Origin of the sequence: Lysinibacillus sp. JK80, from assembly GCF_027557635.1 — a bacterium.
GTDB classification, from domain to species: domain Bacteria; phylum Bacillota; class Bacilli; order Bacillales_A; family Planococcaceae; genus Lysinibacillus; species Lysinibacillus capsici.
In genome coordinates, this window is sequence record NZ_CP058997.1 from 1,154,401 (window position 1) to 1,178,413 (window position 24,013).

At 38.9% G+C, this 24,013-nt stretch carries 31 protein-coding genes; 12 read left to right on the top strand and 19 right to left on the bottom strand.

Translation table 11 applies throughout. The annotated features are described in order from the left end of the window. Nucleotides 1-12: 12 nt before the first annotated feature. Both HXV90_RS06205 and HXV90_RS06210 read right to left on the bottom strand, forming a co-directional pair. On the bottom strand, nucleotides 13-507 hold the full coding sequence (locus HXV90_RS06205) for a hypothetical protein (protein ID WP_250783399.1): 495 nt from the start codon (nucleotides 505-507) through the stop codon (nucleotides 13-15). Further along, nucleotides 494-709, bottom strand: a complete 216-nt coding sequence (locus tag HXV90_RS06210; RefSeq protein ID WP_054548780.1) for a helix-turn-helix transcriptional regulator — start codon at nucleotides 707-709, stop codon at nucleotides 494-496. Before HXV90_RS06210 ends, HXV90_RS06205 begins: the two co-directional genes overlap by 14 nt. Before the next feature lie 227 nt (nucleotides 710-936). Here HXV90_RS06210 and HXV90_RS06215 point away from each other — a divergent pair, with 227 nt between their 5' ends. Continuing rightward, a complete protein-coding gene (locus tag HXV90_RS06215; RefSeq protein WP_048390596.1) occupies nucleotides 937-1,428 on the top strand; it encodes a DinB family protein in 492 nt (163 codons plus the stop codon). A gap of 167 nt (nucleotides 1,429-1,595) precedes the next feature. Here HXV90_RS06215 and HXV90_RS06220 read toward each other — a convergent pair whose 3' ends face one another. From HXV90_RS06220 to nagZ, 7 genes are all read right to left on the bottom strand, one after another. Continuing rightward, nucleotides 1,596-2,489, bottom strand: coding sequence for an SDR family oxidoreductase (locus HXV90_RS06220; RefSeq protein ID WP_054548781.1), 894 nt, complete (start codon nucleotides 2,487-2,489; stop codon nucleotides 1,596-1,598). 286 nt (nucleotides 2,490-2,775) lie between these two features. Continuing rightward, entirely contained in the window at nucleotides 2,776-3,714 is a 939-nt protein-coding gene (trhO, locus tag HXV90_RS06225) for an oxygen-dependent tRNA uridine(34) hydroxylase TrhO (RefSeq protein ID WP_054548782.1), read from the bottom strand. A 165-nt stretch (nucleotides 3,715-3,879) separates the two neighbouring features. Next, nucleotides 3,880-4,308, bottom strand: coding sequence for a hypothetical protein (locus tag HXV90_RS06230; protein WP_054548783.1), 429 nt, complete (start codon nucleotides 4,306-4,308; stop codon nucleotides 3,880-3,882). Between the two features lie 171 nt (nucleotides 4,309-4,479). Further along, nucleotides 4,480-5,661, bottom strand: coding sequence for a NupC/NupG family nucleoside CNT transporter (locus HXV90_RS06235; RefSeq protein ID WP_036081191.1), 1,182 nt, complete (start codon nucleotides 5,659-5,661; stop codon nucleotides 4,480-4,482). Between the two features lie 62 nt (nucleotides 5,662-5,723). Continuing rightward, a complete protein-coding gene (gene deoD, locus HXV90_RS06240) occupies nucleotides 5,724-6,431 on the bottom strand; it encodes a purine-nucleoside phosphorylase (protein ID WP_269898640.1) in 708 nt (235 codons plus the stop codon). A gap of 203 nt (nucleotides 6,432-6,634) precedes the next feature. Further along, complete coding sequence (locus HXV90_RS06245; RefSeq protein WP_269898641.1) at nucleotides 6,635-8,071, bottom strand: AcpB/EbpR/MafR family transcriptional regulator; 1,437 nt, start codon at nucleotides 8,069-8,071, stop codon at nucleotides 6,635-6,637. Between the two features lie 66 nt (nucleotides 8,072-8,137). Continuing rightward, nucleotides 8,138-9,826 (bottom strand): beta-N-acetylhexosaminidase, encoded by a 1,689-nt coding sequence (gene nagZ / locus HXV90_RS06250; RefSeq protein ID WP_066037506.1) that lies wholly within the window; start codon nucleotides 9,824-9,826, stop codon nucleotides 8,138-8,140. Between the two features lie 192 nt (nucleotides 9,827-10,018). Between nagZ and HXV90_RS06255 the strand changes: the two genes are divergently transcribed. Beyond that, entirely contained in the window at nucleotides 10,019-10,414 is a 396-nt protein-coding gene (locus HXV90_RS06255) for a glucosamine 6-phosphate synthetase (protein ID WP_269898642.1), read from the top strand. Between the two features lie 209 nt (nucleotides 10,415-10,623). Here the strand turns inward: HXV90_RS06255 and HXV90_RS06260 are convergent, their stop codons facing one another. The 4 genes from HXV90_RS06260 to HXV90_RS06275 form a co-directional block, all read right to left on the bottom strand. Then, nucleotides 10,624-11,403, bottom strand: coding sequence for a class I SAM-dependent methyltransferase (locus HXV90_RS06260; RefSeq protein WP_112117891.1), 780 nt, complete (start codon nucleotides 11,401-11,403; stop codon nucleotides 10,624-10,626). A gap of 136 nt (nucleotides 11,404-11,539) precedes the next feature. After that, nucleotides 11,540-11,755, bottom strand: a complete 216-nt coding sequence (locus HXV90_RS06265; RefSeq protein ID WP_269898643.1) for a hypothetical protein — start codon at nucleotides 11,753-11,755, stop codon at nucleotides 11,540-11,542. Between the two features lie 160 nt (nucleotides 11,756-11,915). Next, complete coding sequence (locus HXV90_RS06270; protein WP_066037504.1) at nucleotides 11,916-12,449, bottom strand: GNAT family N-acetyltransferase; 534 nt, start codon at nucleotides 12,447-12,449, stop codon at nucleotides 11,916-11,918. A 103-nt stretch (nucleotides 12,450-12,552) separates the two neighbouring features. Then, nucleotides 12,553-13,404: a GNAT family N-acetyltransferase gene (locus HXV90_RS06275; protein ID WP_112117889.1), complete on the bottom strand. Its 852-nt coding sequence runs from the start codon at nucleotides 13,402-13,404 to the stop codon at nucleotides 12,553-12,555. 288 nt (nucleotides 13,405-13,692) lie between these two features. On the opposite strand from HXV90_RS06275, the gene HXV90_RS06280 reads away from it, so the two are divergent. The 4 genes from HXV90_RS06280 (at nucleotide 13,693) to HXV90_RS06295 (ending at nucleotide 16,062) form a co-directional block, all read left to right on the top strand. Next, a complete protein-coding gene (locus HXV90_RS06280; RefSeq protein WP_269899028.1) occupies nucleotides 13,693-14,865 on the top strand; it encodes a multidrug effflux MFS transporter in 1,173 nt (390 codons plus the stop codon). A 304-nt stretch (nucleotides 14,866-15,169) separates the two neighbouring features. After that, nucleotides 15,170-15,355 (top strand): antitoxin VbhA family protein, encoded by a 186-nt coding sequence (locus HXV90_RS06285; RefSeq protein ID WP_048390572.1) that lies wholly within the window; start codon nucleotides 15,170-15,172, stop codon nucleotides 15,353-15,355. A gap of 3 nt (nucleotides 15,356-15,358) precedes the next feature. Beyond that, on the top strand, nucleotides 15,359-15,742 hold the full coding sequence (locus HXV90_RS06290; protein ID WP_269898644.1) for a hypothetical protein: 384 nt from the start codon (nucleotides 15,359-15,361) through the stop codon (nucleotides 15,740-15,742). Further along, nucleotides 15,739-16,062 carry a Fic family protein gene (locus HXV90_RS06295; protein WP_269898645.1) on the top strand — a complete coding sequence of 108 codons (324 nt, stop codon included), beginning with the start codon at nucleotides 15,739-15,741 and terminating at the stop codon, nucleotides 16,060-16,062. The genes HXV90_RS06290 and HXV90_RS06295 overlap by 4 nt, the downstream gene beginning before the upstream one ends. Nucleotides 16,063-16,350: 288 nt before the next feature. Here HXV90_RS06295 and HXV90_RS06300 read toward each other — a convergent pair whose 3' ends face one another. Next, entirely contained in the window at nucleotides 16,351-16,851 is a 501-nt protein-coding gene (locus HXV90_RS06300) for a hypothetical protein (RefSeq protein ID WP_231595564.1), read from the bottom strand. A gap of 95 nt (nucleotides 16,852-16,946) precedes the next feature. Between HXV90_RS06300 and HXV90_RS06305 the strand changes: the two genes are divergently transcribed. Continuing rightward, complete coding sequence (locus tag HXV90_RS06305; RefSeq protein ID WP_237900449.1) at nucleotides 16,947-17,399, top strand: NUDIX domain-containing protein; 453 nt, start codon at nucleotides 16,947-16,949, stop codon at nucleotides 17,397-17,399. 27 nt (nucleotides 17,400-17,426) lie between these two features. Here the strand turns inward: HXV90_RS06305 and HXV90_RS06310 are convergent, their stop codons facing one another. Both HXV90_RS06310 and HXV90_RS06315 read right to left on the bottom strand, forming a co-directional pair. Further along, the gene (locus HXV90_RS06310) at nucleotides 17,427-17,876 is read right to left on the bottom strand and encodes a GNAT family N-acetyltransferase (RefSeq protein WP_269898646.1); all 450 of its coding nucleotides are present in this window, start codon (nucleotides 17,874-17,876) and stop codon (nucleotides 17,427-17,429) included. Nucleotides 17,877-17,886: 10 nt separating this feature from the next. After that, nucleotides 17,887-18,204 (bottom strand): MazG nucleotide pyrophosphohydrolase domain-containing protein, encoded by a 318-nt coding sequence (locus HXV90_RS06315; protein ID WP_054548807.1) that lies wholly within the window; start codon nucleotides 18,202-18,204, stop codon nucleotides 17,887-17,889. Nucleotides 18,205-18,283: 79 nt separating this feature from the next. On the opposite strand from HXV90_RS06315, the gene HXV90_RS06320 reads away from it, so the two are divergent. Beyond that, entirely contained in the window at nucleotides 18,284-18,859 is a 576-nt protein-coding gene (locus HXV90_RS06320; protein WP_054548794.1) for an LOG family protein, read from the top strand. Nucleotides 18,860-18,996: 137 nt separating this feature from the next. On the opposite strand, the gene HXV90_RS06325 is transcribed toward HXV90_RS06320, so the two are convergent. Further along, a complete protein-coding gene (locus HXV90_RS06325) occupies nucleotides 18,997-19,194 on the bottom strand; it encodes a transmembrane Fragile-X-F protein (protein WP_048390561.1) in 198 nt (65 codons plus the stop codon). Between the two features lie 118 nt (nucleotides 19,195-19,312). Between HXV90_RS06325 and HXV90_RS06330 the strand changes: the two genes are divergently transcribed. The 4 genes from HXV90_RS06330 (at nucleotide 19,313) to HXV90_RS06345 (ending at nucleotide 22,365) form a co-directional block, all read left to right on the top strand. Continuing rightward, a complete protein-coding gene (locus HXV90_RS06330; protein WP_048390558.1) occupies nucleotides 19,313-20,290 on the top strand; it encodes a dimethylarginine dimethylaminohydrolase family protein in 978 nt (325 codons plus the stop codon). Nucleotides 20,291-20,371: 81 nt separating this feature from the next. Continuing rightward, complete coding sequence (locus tag HXV90_RS06335) at nucleotides 20,372-20,617, top strand: YkuS family protein (protein WP_004228871.1); 246 nt, start codon at nucleotides 20,372-20,374, stop codon at nucleotides 20,615-20,617. A gap of 126 nt (nucleotides 20,618-20,743) precedes the next feature. Further along, the gene (locus HXV90_RS06340) at nucleotides 20,744-21,910 is read left to right on the top strand and encodes a Ger(x)C family spore germination protein (protein WP_048390553.1); all 1,167 of its coding nucleotides are present in this window, start codon (nucleotides 20,744-20,746) and stop codon (nucleotides 21,908-21,910) included. A gap of 107 nt (nucleotides 21,911-22,017) precedes the next feature. After that, nucleotides 22,018-22,365, top strand: a complete 348-nt coding sequence (locus tag HXV90_RS06345) for a VOC family protein (RefSeq protein ID WP_048390551.1) — start codon at nucleotides 22,018-22,020, stop codon at nucleotides 22,363-22,365. 68 nt (nucleotides 22,366-22,433) lie between these two features. On the opposite strand, the gene HXV90_RS06350 is transcribed toward HXV90_RS06345, so the two are convergent. Both HXV90_RS06350 and HXV90_RS06355 read right to left on the bottom strand, forming a co-directional pair. Then, nucleotides 22,434-23,594 (bottom strand): MFS transporter, encoded by a 1,161-nt coding sequence (locus HXV90_RS06350; protein ID WP_269898647.1) that lies wholly within the window; start codon nucleotides 23,592-23,594, stop codon nucleotides 22,434-22,436. A 179-nt stretch (nucleotides 23,595-23,773) separates the two neighbouring features. Beyond that, nucleotides 23,774-23,926, bottom strand: coding sequence for a hypothetical protein (locus HXV90_RS06355; RefSeq protein WP_167444836.1), 153 nt, complete (start codon nucleotides 23,924-23,926; stop codon nucleotides 23,774-23,776). Nucleotides 23,927-24,013: the final 87 nt, after the last annotated feature.

Genomic DNA, 24,013 nt, shown 5'->3' on the forward strand with positions numbered 1-24,013 from the left:
TTCGTATGAAGTTTAGTAGGTTACCTCGGAATCTTTTCGCTTCGGAATAAGTGCAGTAAAAAGTGCAATTAAATTAGGTGGAATGCTAAATAATAAAAACAGCCAGTTTGTCGTCAGGATCGAGATGATCGTGAATACAATAATGGACGTCATGAAGACGAATAGGCCCACCTTCACACGCGAGGGCTGTAACGGGGCTGCGCTGGACATATTGATGGTCATCATAATTCCGATGATTCCCCAACTCGCTACGTGTGTTAATAAAAGGATACCTAAAACCATGGCAGTGCTTAATTCAATCCCAAAACTGAGTAACGTAAAGAAAACATACAGCGCTCCTAATGTCACATACCATGAATAGGATCTCGCCTTTTGCCAAATATGATAGTACAGCTCGTCTAAACCTCTGTTTTTTCTAGCTTTCTGTCGCCCGAACCACCATCCAAGGAGTCCACCAATCACTCCCCCATACAATCCAATCATACCCCAGATATTAATCTCCATCATTCATTCTCCCCTCTTCAAATATAAACACTTCTTCAATTGTGCTATTGAACGCTTTGGATATGTTGTAGGCAAGCTCTAAGGATGGATTGAATTTGCCTGATTCAATAGCAATGATTGATTGCCGTGAAACGCCAACTTGTTTCGACAACTCTTCCTGCGTAATCTTGTTCAATTTTCGTAATTCTCGAATTCTGTTTTTCATAATGCCTCCTTTATAAATGTAAAGCAAACTATACATTTAATGTTAAGTAAAGTTTACTTTACATCACTACGTATGTCAAGCAAACTTTACAATTTGATTTTTAGTTAGATGAAATGGCAATGTCGAGTAAAGAACAACAAAATTCTATTACTATGTACTATTTTCGGAAAATTTGATAAATTAATAGTAAGGAATGTTTTGAGCGTTACAAAAAGGAGGTTATCCAAATGAGTAAAAAAGAGCTCTTGCAAAATGGAGTCAATCAGGTTTTTTACGAAGAGGAATGGTACCCACCGTTATCAGAAGCATTAAAGAATCTCACTGCTGCGCAAGCTAGTTGGCAACCAGAAGGAAATGCCGCTAATACGATATGGGAAAATGTAAACCATTTATTAATCTTTAAAGAGCGCTTACTTTCTCGCTTACATAAAGATGAGACATTTGTTGCTCCACAAAATAATGATGAAACGTTTGTCCAAGGCGGTGCTCATGATGAAGATGCTTGGCAAGAAACAGTGAATCGAACCCTTCACGTACATGATGCCCTACAATCTTCATTAGCATCCTTGCAAGAAGAGGCATTAGATCAACCTAGTCCCGCTCTTCCAGTTTGGCAACAATATCTAAATATCCTTTTGCACGACGCTTACCATACAGGACAAATTGTTCAACTTCGTAAACTACAAGGTTCATGGCCAGCTAAGCGCTCCTACTTATAAACGAGGATTCCAATTGGTGATTGAAAAGCAGATGCCCCCTTAAGTTAGAGACAAACTACTAACTTATAGGGGGCATATCATTTAATTCGTTTTCATTATCCATCTTAAGCTGTTTATCTACCATAATCAGTAGAACATCACTAATGTCGAGAGTGGTTTTAGTAAGTTTATAAGTCTATCGGCTTACCACCTGTCACTCCATAAATCTGACCCGTGATATAACTTCCTTCATCCGAGGCCAGAAGAACATAAACGGGTGCAAGCTCTACTGGCTGTCCCGCACGGCCGAGAGGAGTATTTTGACCAAACTCAGGTATTTCTCCTTCTAATTTCCCGTTATCTAGCTGAAGCGGCGTCCAAATCGGGCCAGGTGCAACACCATTGACACGGACACCTTTAGAAGCAAAGTACGAGGATAGGGATACCATAAAGTTGCTTATTGCACCTTTTGTCGCGGCATAATCCATTAAAGATGAGGATGGATCGAAAGATTGAACCGATGTGGTGGTGATAATTGCACTTCCTGGTTCCAAATGTTCTTCAGCAGCTTTTACGGTCTCGAACATGCTGATGATGTTTACTTTGAAAGTGTCTTGCACTTGTTTAATTGTTAAGTCACTTAGGGATGGCTGTGCGATCTGTTGCGCAGCATTTAATACAAGAATGTCCAATCCGCCAAAGGCTTCTACGGTTTTTGTAACAATCTCTGTCGCTGTGCCGTCTTCTCGCAAGTCATACGGTAGCAGTAATGCTTTTCTTCCTGCTTTTTCAATTAATTCTTTAACGACGTTGGCATCTTCCTCTTCACCAGGGAAGAATTGTATGGCTACATTGGCTCCTTCACGTGCATAGGCAATAGCGGCAGCACGGCCAATCCCAGAATCGCCTCCTGTAATTAAGGCATTGCGCCCTTCTAAACGATTGTATCCTTTATATGATTCTTCTCCGCAGTCAGGTTTGGGGATCATTCCATGCTGTAGCGCTGGCGTGTTCTGTTCCTGATTTGGGAATTTTTCGGTATGAAATTTTTTACGTGGATCGGTTAGATGTGGGTTTCCCATCAGCTATCATCTCCTATTTTGATTAATTAGTGACAAACACTTTGTGTGCTTACACTGTTACATTTTGTTGAATACCCTCTGAACATTTACTTTAAACAGCATCAGATTCTTCCGCCCTTCCACCAATGATGGAGTCATTTACATTTTCCTTACAAAAGAAAAAACACCCTATATAAGCGAGCAGACTAGTCCACTGTTGAAATGGATAGTTTGAACACTTACATTGAGTGTTTGAAGAACCTCTATAAAGTAGGTTATGAAAGATATTTAATAACGCTTTGTTTGTTTAAATTAACGCCTCAATTGCTTGAGCTACTTGCTCTTCTGTTAAATTGTGACGCACGATGTAACGATTGCGCGCATGCTTTGTACATTCGATTGTACAGCCACCTAAATGCTTTGCTTCATTTTCTTCAGATGCGATGATTTGCTTGTTACATTCAGGATTTGCACAGTTAATGTAGCGTTCACAAGGTTCACCGTCATAGTGATCACGACCGACAATCACATGCTCTACTTGATTGATTGGCACCGTTAAACGCTCATCGAAAACGTACATTTGCCCATCCCATAATTGACCTTTCGCCACAGGATCTTTTCCATATGTTGCTACACCACCATGTAATTGACCGACATTGCCAAAGCCTTCACGTTTCATCCAACCCGAAAACTTCTCACAACGAATACCACCCGTGCAATATGTTAAAACATTTTTCCCTTCGAATAGCTCACGGTTTGCACGGACCCATTCTGGTGTATCACGGAAATTTTTTACCTCTGGTCGAATCGCGCCACGAAAATGGCCGACATCGTATTCATACGTGTTACGCACATCTAATACTACTGTATTTTCATCTTGCATTTCAGCAAGGAATTGTTCTGGTGACAGGTAGCGACCTGTTAATTCATGTGGGTTGACGTCTTCTTCTAAGCCTAAGTTGACTAACTCAGGACGTGGGCGAACGTGCATTTTTTTGAATGCATGTCCTTCTGCCGCATCAATTTTAAAGACAATGCCTTCGAATAATGGGTCTGCTTGCATGTTTGCCATATATTGCTCTGTTTGCTCAATCGTCCCCGAAACAGTCCCGTTAATGCCCTCATTGGCTACTAAAATACGACCTTTTAAACCGATTTCTTTACACATTTCTAAGTGCGTTGCTGAAAACGTCTCTGGGTCTTCAATCTTCGTGTAATGGTAATATAATAAAACTCGATAATTCATTGTTTTCCACCTATCATTTCAATATTTGCAGGATATTCCTGATAGTGTCTTTTACGACCTATTAACCATAAAGGATAATCCGTTAATATGCTATCGGTAATTAGACTGAAATGAGTAGAAATAATTTTCCATATGCCGCTAGATAAAAAAAGACACATTCATTCGTTAAACAAATTTTATATTTTTCTTCACCGCATTTTCTACTAAAGCATAGAGTAAACTCGCAATACCAAAAATAAGCATCGAATTGATAATACTTAAATTATATTCTTCTATAAATCGCGAATCATAAATGATTACGAAAGAAAAAGCCCCTATTGCCCCACCAAATAAAGTGAAGGTAACCACTTTGAACAGCCAATTTTTCATAAAATGACTCACAATAAATGTTAACGGTAAAAACGAAATCGGATAGAGAATAAAAGCAAAAGAGCTCATTAAGAACATATAACCAACGCCTAAATCACGAAATCCCGTCATATATTCTGATGTCCTGATTTTTCTTCCTTCTAAAACTTCTAAGCCAAATCCAGCTAAGGCAAACAGCACTATAAAAGGTATCCACATGATTAAACAATGATAGAAAGTTTTCATTCTTATCCTTCCCCTTATGAATTTTTACTATTGGTACAATTCAACCTCTTAATAGATCAAACGAAAATCATGGAAGAAAGTTACAATGCTTCTCACCTGACAAAAGATCAAAAAAAAAAGCATATTTTAGGGATTGATACGCCTAAAATATGCACCTCTCATTTCTTCTCTTTAAAACACAATCCCAATAATGATGGCTGATAGAACACTTACAAGTGAGGCACCGTATAGCAATTTTAATCCAAAGCGTGCTACTACATTGCCTTGCTTTTCATTTAACCCTTTTACGGCACCTACAATGGTACCAATTGAGCCAAAGTTAGCAAAGGATATGAGGAATACAGAGACAATCGCTGCTGTACGCTCACTGAAGCTATCTTGGATTTTAACGAAGTCCAGCATGGCAACGAATTCATTTGCCACAAGCTTTGTCGCCATGATACTCCCTGCATTCACAGCTTCATGCCAAGGTACACCCATGACAAACGCAATTGGGGCAAAGACATAGCCTAGAAAACCTTGGAATGTGATACCGAAAATGCCATTAAACACACCATTAATGAGGGCAATTAACCCAACAAAGCCTACTAACATAACCCCGACGATGATGGCTACCTTAAAACCGTCCATAATGTATTCGCCTAGCATTTCAAAAAACGTTTGCTTTTCACCTTCTTGCACTTCGATTATATCTTCCTCCGCTTGTACTTCATACGGGTTAATGATTGAGGCCACGATAAAACCACCAAACAAGTTTAATATGAGAGCTGCCACTACATACTTTGGCTCTAGCATCGTCATATAGGAGCCCACAATGGACATCGATACCGTTGACATCGCAGAAGCACATAAGGTATAAAGCCGATGCTTTGGTAAAAAGCCGATTTGATTTTTCACTGAAATGAATACTTCATTTTGCCCTACGATTGCCGCTGCAACCGCATTATAGGATTCTAGTTTTCCCATGCCATTGATTTTACTTAATACGAAACCTATATATTTAATCATAAACGGTAGAATTTTATAATGTTGCAATATACCGATGATGGCTGACATAAATACGATTGGCATTAAAACATAGAGGAAAAATGTATGTGCACCCTCATTCGCCATCCCACCAAATACAAAATTTGTGCCTTCATTGGCATATTCAAGTAGTTTTGCAAAGCTATCAGCAAATCCTTTAATTAAAAATTCCCCAATACCTGTTTTCAGTAATAGAAACCCTAAAACAAGCTGGATAACAATCATCACAATGATTGGGCGGTATTTAATCTTTTTCTTATTATTACTTGCAAGCCATGCTAAAAATAGCACGAGTAGTAGACCTACTATCGAAATAATATAATGCATGTTGTCCCCTCCGTAACGAACAATGTTTTCAAATGCTTTTTCTTCCCATCCCATGCAATCCCTTACACATCGATGATTGTATGAAGAGCAATGTCCACCATATCAAAAAAGGATTTTTCACTTTCCTCGTGCGTTAAGCTTTCATTTGTTAATAGTTGACTACCTACCGTCAAAATAGACAATGCCTTTACTCCATATTTTGCGGCTAACGTATAGAGGGCGGTGCTTTCCATTTCTACCCCTAAAACACCGAATTCCATAAACTTATGAAGCCTGTCTAATGTTTCACGATAAAATTCATCTGAATTATAAATATTGCCAACAAACACATTGCCTTTTTTCCCTTGCGCTCGTTGAAACGCTTTCATTAATAAGGAAAAATCCGCAATTGGTGCGTAATTATTGCCGTAGAAAATTTTCTCCGTCAAATTGCTGTCTGAAGACACTGCTTGGGCTAGAATGATATCGCGGATTTGAATGTCCTTTTGCATCGCGCCACATGTGCCAATACGAATCAATTTTTTCACGCCATAATCGTTGACCAATTCAGTACCGTAAATACTCATCGATGGATTCCCCATGCCCGTCCCCTGCACGGAAATCGGTACACCTTTGAACGTTCCTGTATACCCATACATTCCTCTTACTTCGTTATAGCAATAGACATTCTCTAAAAAATGCTCTGCTACAAATCTTGCACGTAAAGGGTCTCCAGGCAGCAAGACACGCTCAGCTATTTCTCCCTTTTTTGCTCCTAAATGTCTACTCATTTTCATTCCTCCAAAAACTTGTCATTTATCTCCAATCCAATTAGGTAACCGTTTTCATTTACCAATAAAAAATACCCACAGCCATTTCCAAAACTACTTCTTTTACAAGAAATCTGTTCAGAAACTACTATGAGTATAAGGTTTAATAATCCTGACAAACTAGACCAGATTGTTACGTTGTGTACGGGAAATAATTGACCAAATTACCGAAGTAATTCTTGACGAATATTATCTAAGTCCCTTTTGGTAGGAATCGTAGATATAATAACAACCGGCACTGTCGTTAAGGCAACGGGAAAATTACTTATGACAAAATCAATGTGATGCTGCTGTACCATCTCATCCGTTAATCCCTTCATAATAGAGGTATTAATAATCAGCTGGTCCCCAATTTCATTCTTGATTAAATTGGCGATATAATGGCGGATTGAAAATTCCTCTCCAATAACCAAGAAGGCTCGTTTACTTTTATAACGTAGCCCTGAACGAACAAGCAAGGTAAGCTTGGTTAAATGAAAGTCATTATACAGGATAGAAGGGTACGCTTTTTTCCATGTTTGCATACAGATCTGCATATCTTGGTAAATTTGCTGACATTCAATTTGAACATAGTTTGTTAAATTACTTTTTGAAATCATCAGCCATTCAGGGATGGCATTATCGATTAAAAGCTTGTCTAAAAACTCATATACTTCCAAGCTAAACCGCTCATTCATATGTAGATTAGGGTAAGCCTTTGCCAATAAGGTGAACAACTGCTGCGCCATTTGATCAATTTCTTTATTTTTATATAATTCGATTTCCTTCATTGGCGTCATGTCTGATCCTTCATAATAATGATATTGGCTTAGACTAAATAGAGATTGCATAAAAAACAATTCACGCTTTGGTAATTCAATCGAAAATTTTTCTTCCAGTGCCTGTGCAAAGTCTTTTACTGGCAAATAGAACATTCCTCTTTCCCAAGCGTAATCATCCTCCGTAATTTTGACATAGTTCCCCTTTCGTACTCTTTCCAAGACAATCGCCACTAAAAAGGATAATTTCCTTTTGGAGTTAATAAAATAAACAATGTTTTGCTCATGCTCTATTTGCGTGATGCATTGATTGATAAAATCAAAGTCACTATTGGTAAATGGCCATCCTGTATACTCATAGGCATCACCATATAATTTCCAATAAAAATAGCGGATATTCAATTCATTTCCCTTTACGGCGGGCGTCGAGTATGTAATGCGTAGCTTATACGGCTTCAAATCATGATTATTTAGTTGCGTAATCAGCTTCTTCAACGAGGAAGTGCTCATAAACATCGCCTCTGCTAGCTCCTCCATCGAATAAGGTTGCCCATTGATAAACAATAAGTGCATGAAGCGATAGAAGATGGTTTGCCTGAACATGCTCGAAAGCACTTCACTAACGGTTGTACTTCGCCCATCTCGTTGTAGAAAAATTCCCTTTCCTCTAGATACGTCAATCGTCATTGTTGCTGGTAATTGCCGATTGATCTCTTCTACGAGCTTCCGTATGGTCTTATCTGAAATATGTAAGCTTTTTTCAACCTCCCCTAAAGTAAACCATCTTTGTTCAGAATCTAGTAACAGTAATAATTGACTAGCTAATTTGAATTCCTTATCCACGTTCTCACCCTATCCATCATTCACAAAAAGGAACATACACTGGTAGCTGTATGTCCCTTTTTGCGTTTATTTCATATACGTATTCAAAACTTTTTCGATGTCCGTATTAAGCTTGTTGATATCAACTGCTGGCACGGGCTGATTGACAAGCTGATATTTTTCTTTTAGTTTTAGGATTCTTTGGACACTTTCATTGATGCGTTCCTCTGTTATTTCCCCATTGCTGACGGCTACCTTCACCGCTTCTATCGCTGCTGTAATATTGGCATATTCATGAGCGATTAAAATAATATCACTACCAGCCTTGATTGAATCGACAGCTGCTTGCCCGATCGCATAATGATTCGTGATGGCCTTCATCGTCATATCATCAGTCATCACAACACCGTCAAAGCCCAGTTGCTTTCTTAGCGTACCCGTGATAATTTCCTTCGACATTGAGGAAGGATACTGGGGATCGATCTTTGGCAATAAAATATGTGCGACCATGACGACATCTGCACCATTGTTAATGGCCTCTTTAAATGGGACAAGCTCTAGCTGATTCAAATCGTTCAAGCTTTTTGTCACCTTTGGCAATTCTAAGTGGGAATCCACAGATGTGTCACCATGCCCAGGGAAATGCTTCACGACAGGAATAACCTGCTCCGACTCCAGACCCTTCATTGTTTGAATGCCCAATTTGCTGACGATAGCTGGATCATTGGAAAACGAACGATCCCCGATAATTGGATTATTCGGATTGCTATTGACATCTAATACAGGCGCAAAGTCCAGATTGAAGCCAAATGCCTTTAATTGCTCCCCTAATAATTGGCCTACTTCAAATGAAAACTTGGATTGGTTAATGTCCCCAATTTTTCGGTTCGTTGGGAAATTTTTTAAAGCGCCTGGTAATCTGACTACTTTGCCACCCTCTTGGTCAGTGCCAAGGAAAAGTGGTAGCTGATTATTCGAATTGGCAGCCATTAAGTCATTCATCAATGTGACCGTTTGCTGGGGTGTTTCAAGATTATTGCCATAAAGAATTAAACCACCTACTTTAGCCTTTTGAATAAGGCTTATTGTCTCCTGCTGAAGCGTCGTACCTGAAACACCTGCAAACATCATTTGACCGATTTTCTCGTCCAATGTCATTTGTTCCACCGTATCTGGCGCTTGTGGCTTCAGTTCCGTATAGACCGAAATATGATGAACAGTAGGATTGGCATCACTGTCAATCGGTTTCGGTAAAATCCACTTTAATTGATAGCTGGCATTTACTTGGTAGACAAGAATAATTTGATCGGTTGAAGGATCCTGATAGTAACGAACTTCATCAGGTTCACCCAACTTATTTTTAATATCTGCTAAACGAATGCTTTTGATATTCTCTTTCGATGAACGGATATCGAAGGCCAGTGAACCTCGATAACCAATCGTCACATCCTCGTAATCTTCATATTGTCCATTGGCGGATTCAGTAACCTGCTGCGGTTCTCCCCATTGCTCACGAACCGCTTGTTGTTCTGTATCTCCTGCTGCAAATGGCACATCAGGTACTTTTCCTTCTCGCGCTAATTGAGCAATATCCTGAATGAGGACCTCTATATTGTCTGAACCACCTTCCTGTTCGGACGCATCCTCTTGAATGGGCGTTGTCTCAGGATTTCTAGTCGGTAGTGTGACTGGCCTCATTTTCATGCCGATAAAAAAGGCTAGACCCATTAACATCAGCACAAGAACTAGCAGCACACCACGTCTTCTTTTATGCATGTAAAAACCTCCTTCACCAAGCCATTTGGCGACATCGAAACAAATCTATCAACTAACGTTATCATAACTGCCACCTGAATTCAAAGCTCACGCTGTGAACAGAATCGCAGCCTTCAATAGAAAATATTATCGTAAGCTAGCAAAAATGCAAAAGAAGATGTTAAAATATTCACATAAAGGGGGATATAACACATGGGGAAATTAAGTAAAAGAAATATACTGTGGATTGTGCCAATCGGTATCTTAGCGGTATTTTGGTACTTCTATGGTCCACAAAAGGATATTACAGACAATGAATATATTACATACGTAAAAAACTATTCCTATGAAAATAGCGCAAAAACTTTGGAGAGTGCCTTTTCCTCTGCCTGTGAAAATCCATATTGGGTCTATTTTGAAACACAAAAGGGACAGGATGTTGTAGAGTTTGAGGGTGATTGCACGGTGAACAATGAAGTAGCCAAGGTCAATGTACAGTTTCTGGTAGACAACGACATCACAAGTGTTCAATCAGGTGCAATGCTTGTCGATAGTAAAATGCAGGAAGAAGCAGACCGCGATGAATTTTTGCTAGCACTTGCTAAATAATCCCTTATAGTGATGCTATGAGGGTTTTCTCTGGGAAAGCGGATAAAATGTGCAAAGTAGTGGATAGCAACCCTAAAGTGACAGATAGAAAGTTAAAAGTGGCGGATAGATCCTGTAAATTGACGGATAGCTCTGAGAAAGCGGAGTAAGATTTTGATGCTGGAATCGAATAAAAATGGAGAGGGTTGATCCTCTCCAGAAGGTGGTTATTATTTTTTCTTGGCGATCCAAATCGTCCATCGATCCTTTTCAATGATGGAACCTTCAGTGGTAATTGCATTCCTTATATGTTCAAGAAGAGTCGATAATTGGTTGTCATTCAATTCATGCAATAGACTACGCCCCACTCTACCTTGTAAATCAGCCAATAATTGCTCCTTATTGGCATAGACCTGTCTCGTCTCCCATAGTTTGAGTTCACTAATTTCTTGAAAGCCTACTTCTTGTAAGCTTTCTGTCACCAACTGACTAGTGTGTCTGCGCTCTACTTCCTTTTGAATAAGCGAAGGAAAACTTTCAAAGAAATAGCCCCTTATATGATGAGCATCCCCTCGAAGTAAGCAATCCTCTGGGGTGCGATCCTGTACGATAAAATAACCGCCTTGCTGTAAAAGCCGAAATGCCTCTTGAAAGCATGCTTTGACATCTTGTATATGATGAATTAAGGCTCGTTCAAGCACGATATCAAAAGTATCCCCTGCAAGCCCTGTATTGAAAGCATTTCCTTGCACAAATGTGATTTGCGGATATGCTCGACAATTTTCTTTCGCTCCGTCTAGCATGGCTAGTGAAAAGTCTACACCTGTTACAGATGCCACCCCCATATCAACAAGTGCCTTGGCATAAATCCCTCCGCCACAGCCGATATCTACTGCCTTTCCCATACTATGAAAAGGAATATGTTTCGCTAACGCTGCCTTCCATGAGCTATCTGCCTGTCTAGTTGTATAAGACGTACGATGTTGCTGATTATGGAAATCAATCCCCATTCTCTTCACCCTCCCCTTTTGTTTTAGTGTACTAGTAGATCACCCATAAGAAAAATCTATAATTATTATAAAAATACATAAGCTTACCTTATCAAACGAAAAACCCATGCTGGGATATGCATGGGTTGAGCTACCATTAACTATTTCTAGTAGGATGGGAGGACTTTAATATGGTCCGTTCAATTATTCTAATTTCGTTATTTAGTTTTGTAATCGCCGCTTCAATTTGTTGATAGCGCTCCATCCGCTTGACCTTCTCTGTTGGAAGGGAATCCTTTAAAGCAGCCTGTCCCGCGTATAAGCTTGACAGTAAATCTAGCTTTTGAAAATAAGCTGTGCTATATTGGTCCATAACACCCAGCCCCTCATCTGTTACTTTTTTACACGAACTTATGAATTGTTGTTCATATAAGAACTATAACCGAAAAAAGCAGCCTCAAAACTCCATCTAAATTATTATTTATTATCCATTTCCAAGTAAATGATTATTCTATAAAAGCGCTAAAGCTACGTTATTCATCTTTTTTTAACAAAGAATAGATAAATGTATCATGTGCTTGTCCCTTTTGATACATATAGTCCCTCAATATGCCTTCCTGTTGGAATCCAAGCTGAATTAAAAGCTTGGAAGATGCCTCATTCTCTAAAAAAACAACGGCTCCAATCCGGTTTAAGTTCATATCCCCAAAACCATATGCAATTACTTTCTGCACAGCTTCCTTTGTATAACCCTGCCGCCAGTAATCAGGATGAATTTCATAGCCAATTTCTGCTCGTTGATGTGCCGCCGACCATAAATGGAAGCCAACTGTACCAATCACTTCATTCGAATCTTTTCGTTCAATTCCCCAACGAATTCCGCGCTTTTCCTCAAAATTTTTAGCAAATTGCTTAATTAACTGCTCAGCCTGCTGTGTGTCAGCAAAAGGCTCCTGCCCATAATAGCGTGTTAAAGCCTCATTGGAAAAGCAACGAAAAATCGCAGGAACATCCTCCTCTGTGAGCTCTCTTAACCTAAGTCTTGCTGTTTCTAATTCTGGAAACATGCTGTTCCCCTCCTCTACCATCCATATCATTCTCTACTCTTCCTTCAAAATCCTTTTTTGACAATACAAACGTGCAAACCCCAAAGTAGGCTTGCACGTTTGATTACCCGAAGGCTTGTGCTGCTAGAGCATATAATGTTTGATTTCTTGTAGGTATTTTTTTGGCATTACGGATCATGACAGGTGGCGTGGCAGCCATCGTAAAGCCACTTTGTTGTAAAATTGGACCAAGCTCCTTTTGAACAGATGGGCAGTCGATACGTAATTTCCCCTGATTGCCCTTAGCCAATTCATTGATAATATGATGCGCTATTTCTTTACTTGGCGCGACGATTGGTCCTAAAAGTAGATAAATTGGCCCCGCGATTGTTAAGCCATAGCCAATCATTTGGTTGTCTTGATTTTTGACAACAACACAGCGCTGTGACTGCTGTATTCTTTTACGCAAAAAGATTCTTCTACTATCCCCAAAGGCTGCTGCGTCAAGTTGAGCAAGCTGTTCAAAATCCTGTTCTTGAAATTCTTTGATGGTACCTAAAAAATCGTATTCGCTTGTCGTCTCAACATATTTGTCTGCCAAATATTTATGTACATGCTCAACAGTCGTGAAGCCCATTTTTTGATATAAAGGTTGTCCTTCTATTGTAGCTACGAGCATAATCGCTGTTTCCGCTGAAACACTATCGATACAGGCTTGCGTAACAATTCTACCTAAGCCAAAACCTCTGCATTGCTCATGCACAATTACCATGCCAATGGAAGCTACATTTGTGTCATAGGGAATAATAGCTGCACAGGAAACAATTTTTCCTTCCATATTTTTATGTCCTACTATTCTACCTGCTGCCATAATCGTTTCGATTTCGTAGGCATCGTAATCCCATCCAACGGAAGCTGATAGCTCGATTAATCCCTGAATATCACTAGAAGTAAATAAAGTTAGCTCAAAATTCAATTAGATACACCCTCTGTCATTCAAATTTAAAAGAACATATGTTCCATTTTACAAAATCCCCCTTCCATATACAAGCAATATCTCTTAGCTTTAGCAATTATTACTATATAATTATTGTAAAATAGCCTATAATAGTTGCTAGACTATGCACTCCTACTTCAAGCATATAAAGGTGATTTCAACATGACATCCTATGAACGTATTCTTATAATGGTCCCGCCGTTTCCCTAGCTACGCAATCTACTTGAAACTAACAAAGTAGAATTTTGCTTGTAGGAGGGCAATATGTTGAAAAAACAGGCAGTACCATCTTTATTATTAATGATTGTTCTTGTGGCTTTTCCACAAATTAGTGAAACAATATACACACCATCACTTCCGGATATTGCCGCTGCACTTGATGTAGCCAATAGCTCTGTCCAATTAACATTAAGCATCTATTTTATTGGCTTTGCGTTCGGCGTTTTCTGCTGGGGATGGATTTCTGATTTTATTGGCCGTAGACCTGCCATGCTAGGTGGTTTAATTTTTTATGGAATAGGTAGCCTACTCTGCTTTTACGCAGAGACAATCCCTTTTCTATTAGCAAGTCGATTGCTACAAGCATTCGGCGCTGCAACTGGCTCCATTATTACGCAAACCATATTGCGTGAAAGTGTGACGGGAAGCCAACGCCATGCTATGTTTGCTCAAATTTCAGCCGTCATTGCCTTTACCCCAGCTATAGGGCCGTTAATTGGTGGTTGGGTGGATCAAGCACTAGGCTTTCGAGCCGTGTTTTTTGTCCTTGTCATCATGAGTATCCTGTTGTTTATCTATGCTTATTGCAGACTTCCAGAAACAACCAATCCTGCAACAAGACAAAGAACAGCGATTTGGCCTGTCGTCAAACGCATTTTTGCTTCACCCATCGTGCTTGTCTATGGGCTACTAATAGGAGGCATTAATGGTGTTCTATTTAGCTACTATGCCGAAGCACCCTTTATATTCATCGAGCATTTCCAGCTGTCACCTGGCCTGTACGGATTTCTTGGCATTATCGTTGCCCTTGCTTCCATAATTGGGGCTATGATTTCAAAGCGACTCGTCATCAGCCATTCGCCACAAAAAATCATCCATGTGGGCTGCTTGGTAATGCTTGGTGGCACTTTGCTTTTAACCATCGTTTGTAGCCTGCCATTGCACGCGAGCATGATGGCCATTGGTATGCTGATTACTATTTTTATCACACTGCTAGGCTCGGGCATAGCCCTTCCTAATTGCTTAAGTTTAGCGTTAGTAGATTTTCAGGATGTGATTGGCACAGCAGGCGCTATCTTTAGTCTCGGCTATTACTTACTCGTCAGTGCCATCACATCTGGTATGAGCTTACTGCATAACGGTTCTTTACTGACAATGCCACTTTATTTCTTAGGTCTATCCTTGATAATGTGGCTTTGCGGGAGAAAGTTTATTCGATAATGGAAGAAAGCGGGCTTCCAATCGCTATCGCTTTTAGATAGATGAAAGACTAGAACAAAACCTCTTCTCCGAATAGAAAAAGTGGGTGAAATTTTACTCTTCGTAAAATTTCACCCACTTTGATTATAGGATAGCCTAGCTCTAAATTTTTCCCACTGGCACCTATTGAATTTTCTCACTCAAAGTGTAAATACTTAATGACAAAGATTGAACTATGTCAGTAAGCATCGTGCAGTGATCTAACTATCTCCTGATGCATAAAACTGATATAATAGATATACCATTAAAGTGAGGGGTGTTATTTATGAAAGAAAATTCATCCTTAGAACGTAAAAAGCAAGTGCAATTCGCAGTTGGTATGGCTGCCATTGACGGTGGAAAACCGAGCGCATTTACACAGAACCTCTTAAACCAATATGAAAATGGTCAAGTATCATCCAGCCAATTGAAACAAGCGATTGTTGAAAAATATACAAGGGCTTCACAGTAGTTTATGGATCCATATATTTATCCTAATACAAATGTCTTAATCAACAAATTAAATATTCGAGATGAACAGCAATTGATTGACGTTGAAGCACAACTGTTAATCGCTGGGATTATAGATATTTCTTCTATCACGCATGAGATTGACTTCCAAAAATATAAAAGTCTCCAAAAGATTCATCACTTCCTTTTTCATGAGCTATATTTATGGGCAGGAGAATTCCGCACAGTCAATATTTATAAAAGCGAACATGTTTTAAGTGGATTATCTGTTGCTTATAGTGATAAAGATCACATTGTATCTGATTTAAAAACTATTTTCAGTTGGTCTAAATCTAAGCAATGGAAGTATTCTAATCCTCTCTTGTTGAGGACTTTTCTTCATTTATGACAAAACTTTGGCGTGTTCATCCTTTCCGAGAAGGAAATACACGAACGGTATCGATTTTCATGAAGCTTTTTGCTGAAGCAAATAGGCTAGACTTCAATGCTCAATTGCTCTCACAGTATGCAGGATATTTACGAAATGCACTAGTTCTTGCAGCAGTAGAAGAAGCTCCGGAACCACAATATTTATTGAAGATGATGACAGATGCTCTGGATGTAGCTGATTTCAATAAATTCAAGGCTGACGATGAAACGTCTAATTATCAAGTAATTGGGCGTTATGATGTTTCCAAGTATAAAGAAAAGCCCTTTGAAACGGATTAAGGAATGATTTATTTACAGATTAAGTATGTTTTACTTATTTAATACGCTAAAAAGGATGGTGATTTGTAATTGAATCATCATCCTTTATATATATATTTCGCAATAGGGATCAATTAATTCATTTAAAACCTTTTACTCTTAGAAAAATCACCTCCTAATTGAAATTTAGTTTTTAACCCCATATTCAATCGAAGGTGTATTTTTTTATTTGTCTATACTGTTGAGGTCAGTCCTCAACATCAAGTTTCCACTTTTTATATACCTACTAGTTTTTCCTAGTTGCTTCTCCTATCCTTGAAAATAATAATCCAACACTTCCTGAGGGGTATGAAAAACTTTGTTGCTTTGCGTTTTATAAAGAAATTTGGGATTCGTACAGGCTTTCTCTAGACTTTTTGCTTGCTTTAGCTTATCCGTCATTTGCTCTATAATATCTGTATAGCCATCGAGCTGGTTTGAAATTTTCGGTAGCATCGTTGGTGAGATATCGAGTACAATAGAGACTTGATCCTCAGCATAACTATTTAAATTGATAAAAAAGCATTCTTCCAAATGCTTTGAATGTTTATCTACATTAATGACAGCCTCTTGATAATTGGCGATTAACCCTGTTGATGTATTCGTAATTGTAAAGCCTTGCTGTGTCAAATGCTGTTCAACTAGCTTTAAAAACTGCTCGACCTCTGCATCTAGCTTTGGTGTAACAGTTGATTGAATTAAATCATTACATTTCTGATAAATGGTATCAATTTCGGTCTGTTTTTCGACAAGTAATTTAAAATTGGACATTGAATACACGCTTCATCTCCCCTTTTTACTAAGGTAGACATTCATGAAGCGTTTTAGTCATGATCACGAAAAATAACAATTAAAAGGAGAAGTCCATGATTAGAAATTCTGTCAAAGCCATCATCATCGTGGATGGGAAACTATTGCTAACAAAAAATCAAGATATAGAGGGCTACTTTTACCTTTGTCCAGGTGGTGGACAGGAGCATGGAGAGACCTTTCACAGGACGTTGCAAAGGGAATGCCTGGAGGAAATTGGCTCCTCCGTTCACATTGGAGAGCTGTTATTTATCCGTGAATACATCGGACAAAATCATGAGCATGCCGCCTTTGACGCTGATGTACATCAGGTAGAATATTATTTCCTCTGTCAGGTAAATACGCAAACTTGTCAACCAACAAATCCTGATAGTCTTCAAATTGGGACACAATGGATACCGATTGAAAAGCTTCATACATATAGACTTTACCCCAAAGCGCTTACCCAACCATTACAGAAATTTATACGAGGACAACAAACAACAATCTATTTGGGCGATGTCAATTAAAATAGGCTGTCTATCTCCTTAGACAGCCTATTCTTGAGGAAGCACTTTCACCATGGTATAGTAGCTACTGCCTGGTGGATAATCTTTAATTTCTCCCACTACTTGATAGCCATGTGCCTCATAAAAGGTACGCGCTTGAAACTCGTAGGTTGTCAGTAGGGCTTTTGTTGCGCCCATGTCCTTGGCTACTAACTCTGCCTGTGCTAAGAGCTTTGTGCCAATTCCCTTGCCACGATATTCTTCACTAAACCAAAATTTATGTATTTCTATCCATCCCCAGTAGACTTCAGCTGTTATACCACCTATCCATTGCTGCTGTTGATCTGTGACGATTAACTGTAAAGGAAGAACCGCACCCTTCTTTCTACTTTCGCGATGATAAGGAGATTGCTCATTATTATAGGCACGAATTTTTTCGCTTAAAAAATTTGTAAAATCCTCATGCTGTCCCCGTAAAACCTCTACTTGATATTCCATCTCGATCCTCCTATTCCTGGTAACGCTTTATCAGCTTGTCTTGATGAGCTGCAAATATTTCTTCTAATGGAATATCGTACTGATTGGCAATCACTATAAGATTTCCTAAGACATCCCCTAGCTCTTCAATTAGCTCCTGCTTATTTTCTTCAAAGGATGGTGTTTTTTCATCTGGTCGATCTCTACCAATCTCGATTGCTCGAATCGCCCTGGCTACCTCACCTGTTTCTTCTGCCAAGAAGCCAATACGTGTAAAAATATTAAGCTCTGACCAGCCACGTGCTTCATAGTAATCCTTTACCCAGCGTTGAAATTCATTTAGTTCCAATTCAGTTTCCTCCATTTCCTTCCTCTTCAAAATAAATTATACTATAAAAGAATTCGATCAGATATGGAGGAAATCAGCTATGAAAAGTATTGCCGTATTTTGCGGATCCAGTCTAGGCGCTTCCGATGCTTATCGTCAAGGAGCGATTTTACTAGGAAAAGAATTAGCCAAAAGACAAATTACTCTTATTTATGGTGGTGCTTCTGTAGGCATCATGGCAACAGTAGCGAATACAGTGCTAGAAGAAGGCGGCAAGGTCATTGGGGTGATTCCGACATTATTAGAAGAACGTGAAATTGCGCATCAACAGCTGACAGAGCTGATTGTTGTAAAGACAATGCATGAACGTAAAAGTAAAATGATGGAATTAGCAGATGGCTTTATTGCCCTTCCTGGTGGACCTGGAACATTAGAGGAATTTTTTGAAGTATTTACGTGGAATCAAATCGGGCTGCTTCAAAAACCTTGTGCTATTTTCAATATGGAAAACTATTTTGATTTATTAATATCTTTCTTTGACCATATGCAAAATGAACAATTTTTAAAAGCACAATATCGTGATGCACTTATTGTTGATGAGGACGCAGCAGCACTATTAGATAAATGTGAAAGCTTTGTTCCTCCAGCTGTGAAAACTTATGAATTAAGCAAATAATAAAATGGTGAGGGTGGACCTAATTGGACTAACCTCACCTTTTTCTTGCTCTAATCTCCAATACGATCCTACATGACTATGCGAAACAAAAGAAGGACCTGGTTGTTCTGATTACTAGTAATTTGGCTACTATGATTTCATAATTCTGCTTTCTTTTCCCGCCTTTTCACTGCTACCACAGCAATCAATACCATCCCAAGCTTCACCAGCCCAATAATGGCATAGAGACTAAATGAAAGAATCGCTGGTAATAAGACTAACCACCACGACCATGTAATGACATCTGTTAGCTTTAATACGACAAAGACAATGGTCAGCACTTCTGCAATGCCCATCATTTCACCACCTTACAGTCCATCCTTGACTATATAGTAACTATATATCTTACGATAAGGAACATCACAGGAAAAATTTTCACTACTTTTTCTAAATCATACAACAGGAGGCAGTAAGATGACGAATATTTTTGTAAAAAGTGAGTTTGCTCCTTTAAAACGAGTTGTCATGGCGCAATCGGAATTTGCTTTTCCAGCTAAGGAGGCTCCAACAGATGATGAATTTTTAACAGAAGAAACACTAGCACTTTATGCAAGCGTAGATACACTCGGTAAAAATTTTAAAGATGTCTTTCCAGAAAGACAGCAGCAATGGGAATTGGAACGAGCAAATTTAAAAAAAGTATTAGAAAAATACGGGGTAGAAGTACAAGTACCAAGACGTTTAACAGACTATGAAAAAGAAGTAGGAAAAGAAGATGGCTATAGCAATTTCTTCGTTCGCGATCCCTTTTTCACTATCGGCCATTTTTTAATCGAGGGCTCCCTTCGATTCCCACATAGACGCAACGAAGTTTTGCCCGTACGTAATCTTTTAGCACAGGAAGCAAATGAAAATCAATGTTTCTATGTCTCCATTCCAAAGCCTGATATGGCAGATGGTTTAGATTCTGAAGCTGGCCCGTTCTTAGAGGGCGGCGATGTGTTAGTGTTAGATAAAACAATTTTCGTCGGGAATTCAGGACTAGCCTCCAATAAAAATGGTGTGCAGTGGCTGCGTAATTTAGCAAGTAACTTTGATTATACGGTGGTCGAAGTGCCGCTTCATCCAACCATTCTTCATCTCGACTGTGCGCTTAGCCTCGTTAGAGAGGGTCTAATGATTGTCTGCGAGGAAGCACTCATTGATGGTATTCCCAAACAGCTAAAAGATTGGGATAAAATTCACGTTTCCCTAGAGGATGCCGCAAAACTTGCTACTAACGGCTTACCTATTAATGAAGAAGTCTATATTACAGACAAAGAATTTACATGGATTGGCGAGCAACTAGCGAAGAGAGGTATCACCGTAGAATATGTTGATTTTACGATTTCTCGAAGCTTTGGCGGTTCTTTTAGATGTAGTACACAACCCCTATTACGCACGGATCTCTAGAAATTATCTCTCCCCACTAAAAAATAGTATGAATAATGAGCAACCTGAAATGGCACATTATTTGTAGGAGGTGGACAAGAAATGTCTAGAATTATTGGTGTGGAACAATCATTAACGAATATCGAAGATGCTTTAAAAGCACAAGGCTTTGAAGTCATCCAGCTTCGCAATGAAGAGGATGCGAAAAAATGTGATGCTTGTATTATTACAGGTCAGGATCGCGATGTCATGGGAATTAGTGATCCAGTTATGGAAGGTCCTGTGATTGATGCGAATGGACTATCGGCAAACGAGGTCGTTGAACGCGTCCAAAAATATTTCCACTAAAATCGTGCTGTCTCTACGTCATTTTGACGAGAGCAGCACTTTCCTACATACAAATGGTCTCTACTTATAATACCTTGCGTTCTTGTACAAACTAATATACACGAACTTCAAAAAGTAGGGAGATATATGAGCCAAAAACAAATTGCGATTGTTATTTTAATGCTGACGACTACACTACTGCTATCAGGCTGTTGGGATGTAACAGAGCCGCAACGCATGTATTACGTACAAGGTGTGGGGGTTGACTACAAGGATAATGAATATACAGCATACTTACAAATTATCAACTTTGCTAACGTAGCGAAAACAGAATCAGCTAACCCTAATGCAGCGCCTACCGAAATTGGTCAAGCGAAGGGTAAGACAATAGAAGAAGCCATTTACAAATTGTATCGTTCAATGGACCAAGAAGTATTTTGGGGACATATGACCTTTCTTCTCTTCTCAGAGAGTGCTATGAAAGATGAACATGCGATTGCTGTTATTGATACTTTTTTACGCTTTCGAGAGACAAGATATCATATTTGGGTTTACTGTACCCAAGATCCTATCGAGGATGTTTTATTAGTTTCTCCATTGTTAGAGAAATCACCAACTGCCGCCAAATTGAGTAATCCTAAAAACACAGCGAAGCAGGAGTCATTTGTAGAGCCTGTTAATTTAAGACAGCTCGTCATTGGCTTAAATGAGCCCAATCACGAAATGAAAATTCCTTACGTAACCGTCAACGAAAACTGGGAAACAATGGATGGCTCCAAAACAGAAACCGTTTTTGCTGGTGTCGGTATTCTTTCAAAAGATAGTTTTAAAGGCTATATTAAAGGCAAATCGGCACGTGGAATCGAGTGGATGAATGATGAAACAAAGCAAGGAGAAATTACCGTCGAATTAGAAAATAATGAAAAAAGTGATTACTTAACCGTCGATATTAAAAAGCTAGATGTCAAAGTCAAGCCAATTGTGAATGGTAATGACGTAAAGTTTGAGGTAAATTTAAAATTCGATACGATTTTAAATGGTTTTAAAGGGAGGCTAACACCCAATCAGGTAAGAAAAAAAGTAGAAAAAGCCGTCAAGGAAGAAATCCTAACTACCTTTGAGGAAGGACTAAAAATGGATGCGGATGTCTTTCGTCTGTCCGAATATCTCTATCGTAGTAATGTAAAGGCTTGGAAGAGATTAGAGAAGGATGGCAAAATTCCTTTAAGCAAAGATTCCATCAGTAAAATCGATATTCATATTAATAAAGTAAGCCCTGGCCGTAAAACATTTGCAGAAACGATTACCGAATAATAGGTAGAGATCATCCAAAATGGCATGGTCTCTTTCTTATGGCCATCTTGTCATGCTATAGTAATGGAAAAGATGAGGAAACGTTAAACAGACAGGAGATCGAGACGATGATAAAAGGCTTTGGAGGTATATTTTGGCGAACAAAGAATCTAGATTCTGTAAAAAAGTGGTATAGCGAAACCTTGATGCTAGAAATAAACGATTGGAATGGGACAATCATTAAACCCCAAGAAGGCAATGAAACGATCTTTTCTTTTTTCACTGAACAGGACAATTATTTTCCAGCAGAACAGCAAGTGATGTTAAATTTCCAAGTTCATGATGTAAACGAGATGATAAAGCATCTTGAACATCTTGATGTCCCACTCGCAAAACCTCTAGAGTGTAACGAATTTGGAAAGTTTATTTGGATTAAAGATCCAGAAGGACGACTGATTGAGCTTTGGGAAAAATAGTTTACCCTTGCGTTATATAAGTCAAAGAAAAAAGGACCAGACACTTGAGACTGGTCCTTCTTCCTATATTAATGGTTTGTTTTCTTATTAAGAATGTAATCCCGATAGACTAACAGAGCGACAAGAAGAAAGCTAAGGCTAACAAGTCGGAAAATCATTTCTATACTTATCCATTCAGCTAAAATTCCTAAGATAAATGCGCTCATACCTACTCCAACATCAAAACTGGAAAGAAAAGTGGCATTGGCTGCACCACTTTTGGCTTCACTTACTTTTTGAACAGCCCAGGTTTGTAGGCACGGCATAACGGTGCCATAGCCTCCACCAAATAAAATCGCGGCGATAATCAATGTGAAATTATTTGTAGTATAGGATAACACGATTAAAGATAGAAAACCGAAAATCGCTGACACAATAATGATCGACCATGGTCCATGCTTATCAAACCATTTCCCTGTAAAAGGACGTATTAAAGTGGAAACAATTGCGTTGATAAGAAAGAATAGAAAAATATGCTTTAATCCCTTTTGTTCACCAAAAAGAACTAAGAATGTAATAATAGCGCCAAAACCAAGCGTCGTCACAACAGTCAATACTGCTTGAAACCTTACTTCTTTTTCAAATATCGCTTCCATAAACCGAAATGGCTGCTTGTCATTTTGAATAGGTGTCGTTGCATGCACAAAGGAAAGCATTATGATCGCAAATAGGCTTAGGAAGGCTGACGACCAAATCAGCGTGTGAAAAGAAAAGGTACTGTAAATAAGGATACCGAGACTTGGGGCAACAATCGCTCCCACGGTTGTGGATACCGAGAAATAGCCCATTCCCTCTCCTAATCGAGCTTTAGGGATACTATCTACAGCCATTGTACTATTGGCTGTCGTGGATACACCCCACGCTGTTCCATGGAAAAGTCGGAGTAATAGGAAAATCCAAATCGTGTTAAGCAATGGATACAGCATTGTAATTATGAGTAAGGCTATACTTGCCAAAATCGCTAGTTTTTTCCGCTTATGATCCATTAAATAGTACCCTACAAAAGGTCTTATCGTAATGGCACCTAGTGTAAATACCGTCGTCACCAAGCCTACTTGCATCGGATTGGCGTTTATGCTTAATAAATAGGCTGGTAAAATAGGCAATAGCATTTCAAATCCTATAAAAATAAAAAAATTACTTATGAATAGAAAAAGAAATGATGAAGTAAAAATTGGTTGTTTTTTCATAGTAAATTCCTCGCTTCTAATTATTTTTCTAAATTAGAAGCGCTTGGAACACTGCAACATTCCTTAATTGTCTTAGTTTTTTTAGCAATTCACTCACCCTCTCTCCGTTTTATCACAACAAAAAAGACGCCATAAAACCGGCGTCTACCAATTACTTTGTATGGTTAAAAAGTCATTTTTCACACATGACTGACAAAAGCAAAAAGCTTCCGGTTACTACTTTCACTATGCTGTTTTCTTAAAAAACCACAGACTGGTCCCTTTGAGCCTAAATCATCTAATTGTAAAAATGTCTTTACCTCAATCGCCGTTCTTCTGAAAATAGTTTCCATGACTTTTTGCCTCCTCTCTCAAGATCAATTCATAGCTTACTATAATTTAATACAAGTTTACCACAAAAGCAAATGTAACGTTGAAAC

What these genes read in the sequence shown, in the direction of transcription:
- HXV90_RS06290 (WP_269898644.1), top strand. Translation starts at nt 15,359, where the DNA reads ATGGATCCATATATTTATCCTAATACAAATGTCTTAATCAACAAATTA.
- HXV90_RS06335 (WP_004228871.1), top strand. Translation starts at nt 20,372, where the DNA reads ATGTCTAGAATTATTGGTGTGGAACAATCATTAACGAATATCGAAGAT.
- HXV90_RS06285 (WP_048390572.1), top strand. Translation starts at nt 15,170, where the DNA reads ATGAAAGAAAATTCATCCTTAGAACGTAAAAAGCAAGTGCAATTCGCA.
- HXV90_RS06310 (WP_269898646.1), bottom strand. Translation starts at nt 17,876, where the DNA reads ATGGAATATCAAGTAGAGGTTTTACGGGGACAGCATGAGGATTTTACA.
- HXV90_RS06330 (WP_048390558.1), top strand. Translation starts at nt 19,313, where the DNA reads ATGACGAATATTTTTGTAAAAAGTGAGTTTGCTCCTTTAAAACGAGTT.
- nagZ (WP_066037506.1), bottom strand. Translation starts at nt 9,826, where the DNA reads ATGCATAAAAGAAGACGTGGTGTGCTGCTAGTTCTTGTGCTGATGTTA.
- HXV90_RS06305 (WP_237900449.1), top strand. Translation starts at nt 16,947, where the DNA reads ATGATTAGAAATTCTGTCAAAGCCATCATCATCGTGGATGGGAAACTA.
- HXV90_RS06295 (WP_269898645.1), top strand. Translation starts at nt 15,739, where the DNA reads ATGACAAAACTTTGGCGTGTTCATCCTTTCCGAGAAGGAAATACACGA.
- HXV90_RS06345 (WP_048390551.1), top strand. Translation starts at nt 22,018, where the DNA reads ATGATAAAAGGCTTTGGAGGTATATTTTGGCGAACAAAGAATCTAGAT.
- HXV90_RS06340 (WP_048390553.1), top strand. Translation starts at nt 20,744, where the DNA reads ATGAGCCAAAAACAAATTGCGATTGTTATTTTAATGCTGACGACTACA.
- HXV90_RS06320 (WP_054548794.1), top strand. Translation starts at nt 18,284, where the DNA reads ATGAAAAGTATTGCCGTATTTTGCGGATCCAGTCTAGGCGCTTCCGAT.
- HXV90_RS06210 (WP_054548780.1), bottom strand. Translation starts at nt 709, where the DNA reads ATGAAAAACAGAATTCGAGAATTACGAAAATTGAACAAGATTACGCAG.
- deoD (WP_269898640.1), bottom strand. Translation starts at nt 6,431, where the DNA reads ATGAGTAGACATTTAGGAGCAAAAAAGGGAGAAATAGCTGAGCGTGTC.
- HXV90_RS06270 (WP_066037504.1), bottom strand. Translation starts at nt 12,449, where the DNA reads ATGTTTCCAGAATTAGAAACAGCAAGACTTAGGTTAAGAGAGCTCACA.
- HXV90_RS06235 (WP_036081191.1), bottom strand. Translation starts at nt 5,661, where the DNA reads ATGCATTATATTATTTCGATAGTAGGTCTACTACTCGTGCTATTTTTA.
- HXV90_RS06215 (WP_048390596.1), top strand. Translation starts at nt 937, where the DNA reads ATGAGTAAAAAAGAGCTCTTGCAAAATGGAGTCAATCAGGTTTTTTAC.
- HXV90_RS06300 (WP_231595564.1), bottom strand. Translation starts at nt 16,851, where the DNA reads ATGTCCAATTTTAAATTACTTGTCGAAAAACAGACCGAAATTGATACC.
- HXV90_RS06350 (WP_269898647.1), bottom strand. Translation starts at nt 23,594, where the DNA reads ATGAAAAAACAACCAATTTTTACTTCATCATTTCTTTTTCTATTCATA.
- HXV90_RS06205 (WP_250783399.1), bottom strand. Translation starts at nt 507, where the DNA reads ATGATGGAGATTAATATCTGGGGTATGATTGGATTGTATGGGGGAGTG.
- HXV90_RS06260 (WP_112117891.1), bottom strand. Translation starts at nt 11,403, where the DNA reads ATGGGGATTGATTTCCATAATCAGCAACATCGTACGTCTTATACAACT.
- HXV90_RS06265 (WP_269898643.1), bottom strand. Translation starts at nt 11,755, where the DNA reads ATGGACCAATATAGCACAGCTTATTTTCAAAAGCTAGATTTACTGTCA.
- HXV90_RS06255 (WP_269898642.1), top strand. Translation starts at nt 10,019, where the DNA reads ATGGGGAAATTAAGTAAAAGAAATATACTGTGGATTGTGCCAATCGGT.
- HXV90_RS06325 (WP_048390561.1), bottom strand. Translation starts at nt 19,194, where the DNA reads ATGGGCATTGCAGAAGTGCTGACCATTGTCTTTGTCGTATTAAAGCTA.
- HXV90_RS06230 (WP_054548783.1), bottom strand. Translation starts at nt 4,308, where the DNA reads ATGAAAACTTTCTATCATTGTTTAATCATGTGGATACCTTTTATAGTG.
- trhO (WP_054548782.1), bottom strand. Translation starts at nt 3,714, where the DNA reads ATGAATTATCGAGTTTTATTATATTACCATTACACGAAGATTGAAGAC.
- HXV90_RS06355 (WP_167444836.1), bottom strand. Translation starts at nt 23,926, where the DNA reads ATGGAAACTATTTTCAGAAGAACGGCGATTGAGGTAAAGACATTTTTA.
- HXV90_RS06220 (WP_054548781.1), bottom strand. Translation starts at nt 2,489, where the DNA reads ATGGGAAACCCACATCTAACCGATCCACGTAAAAAATTTCATACCGAA.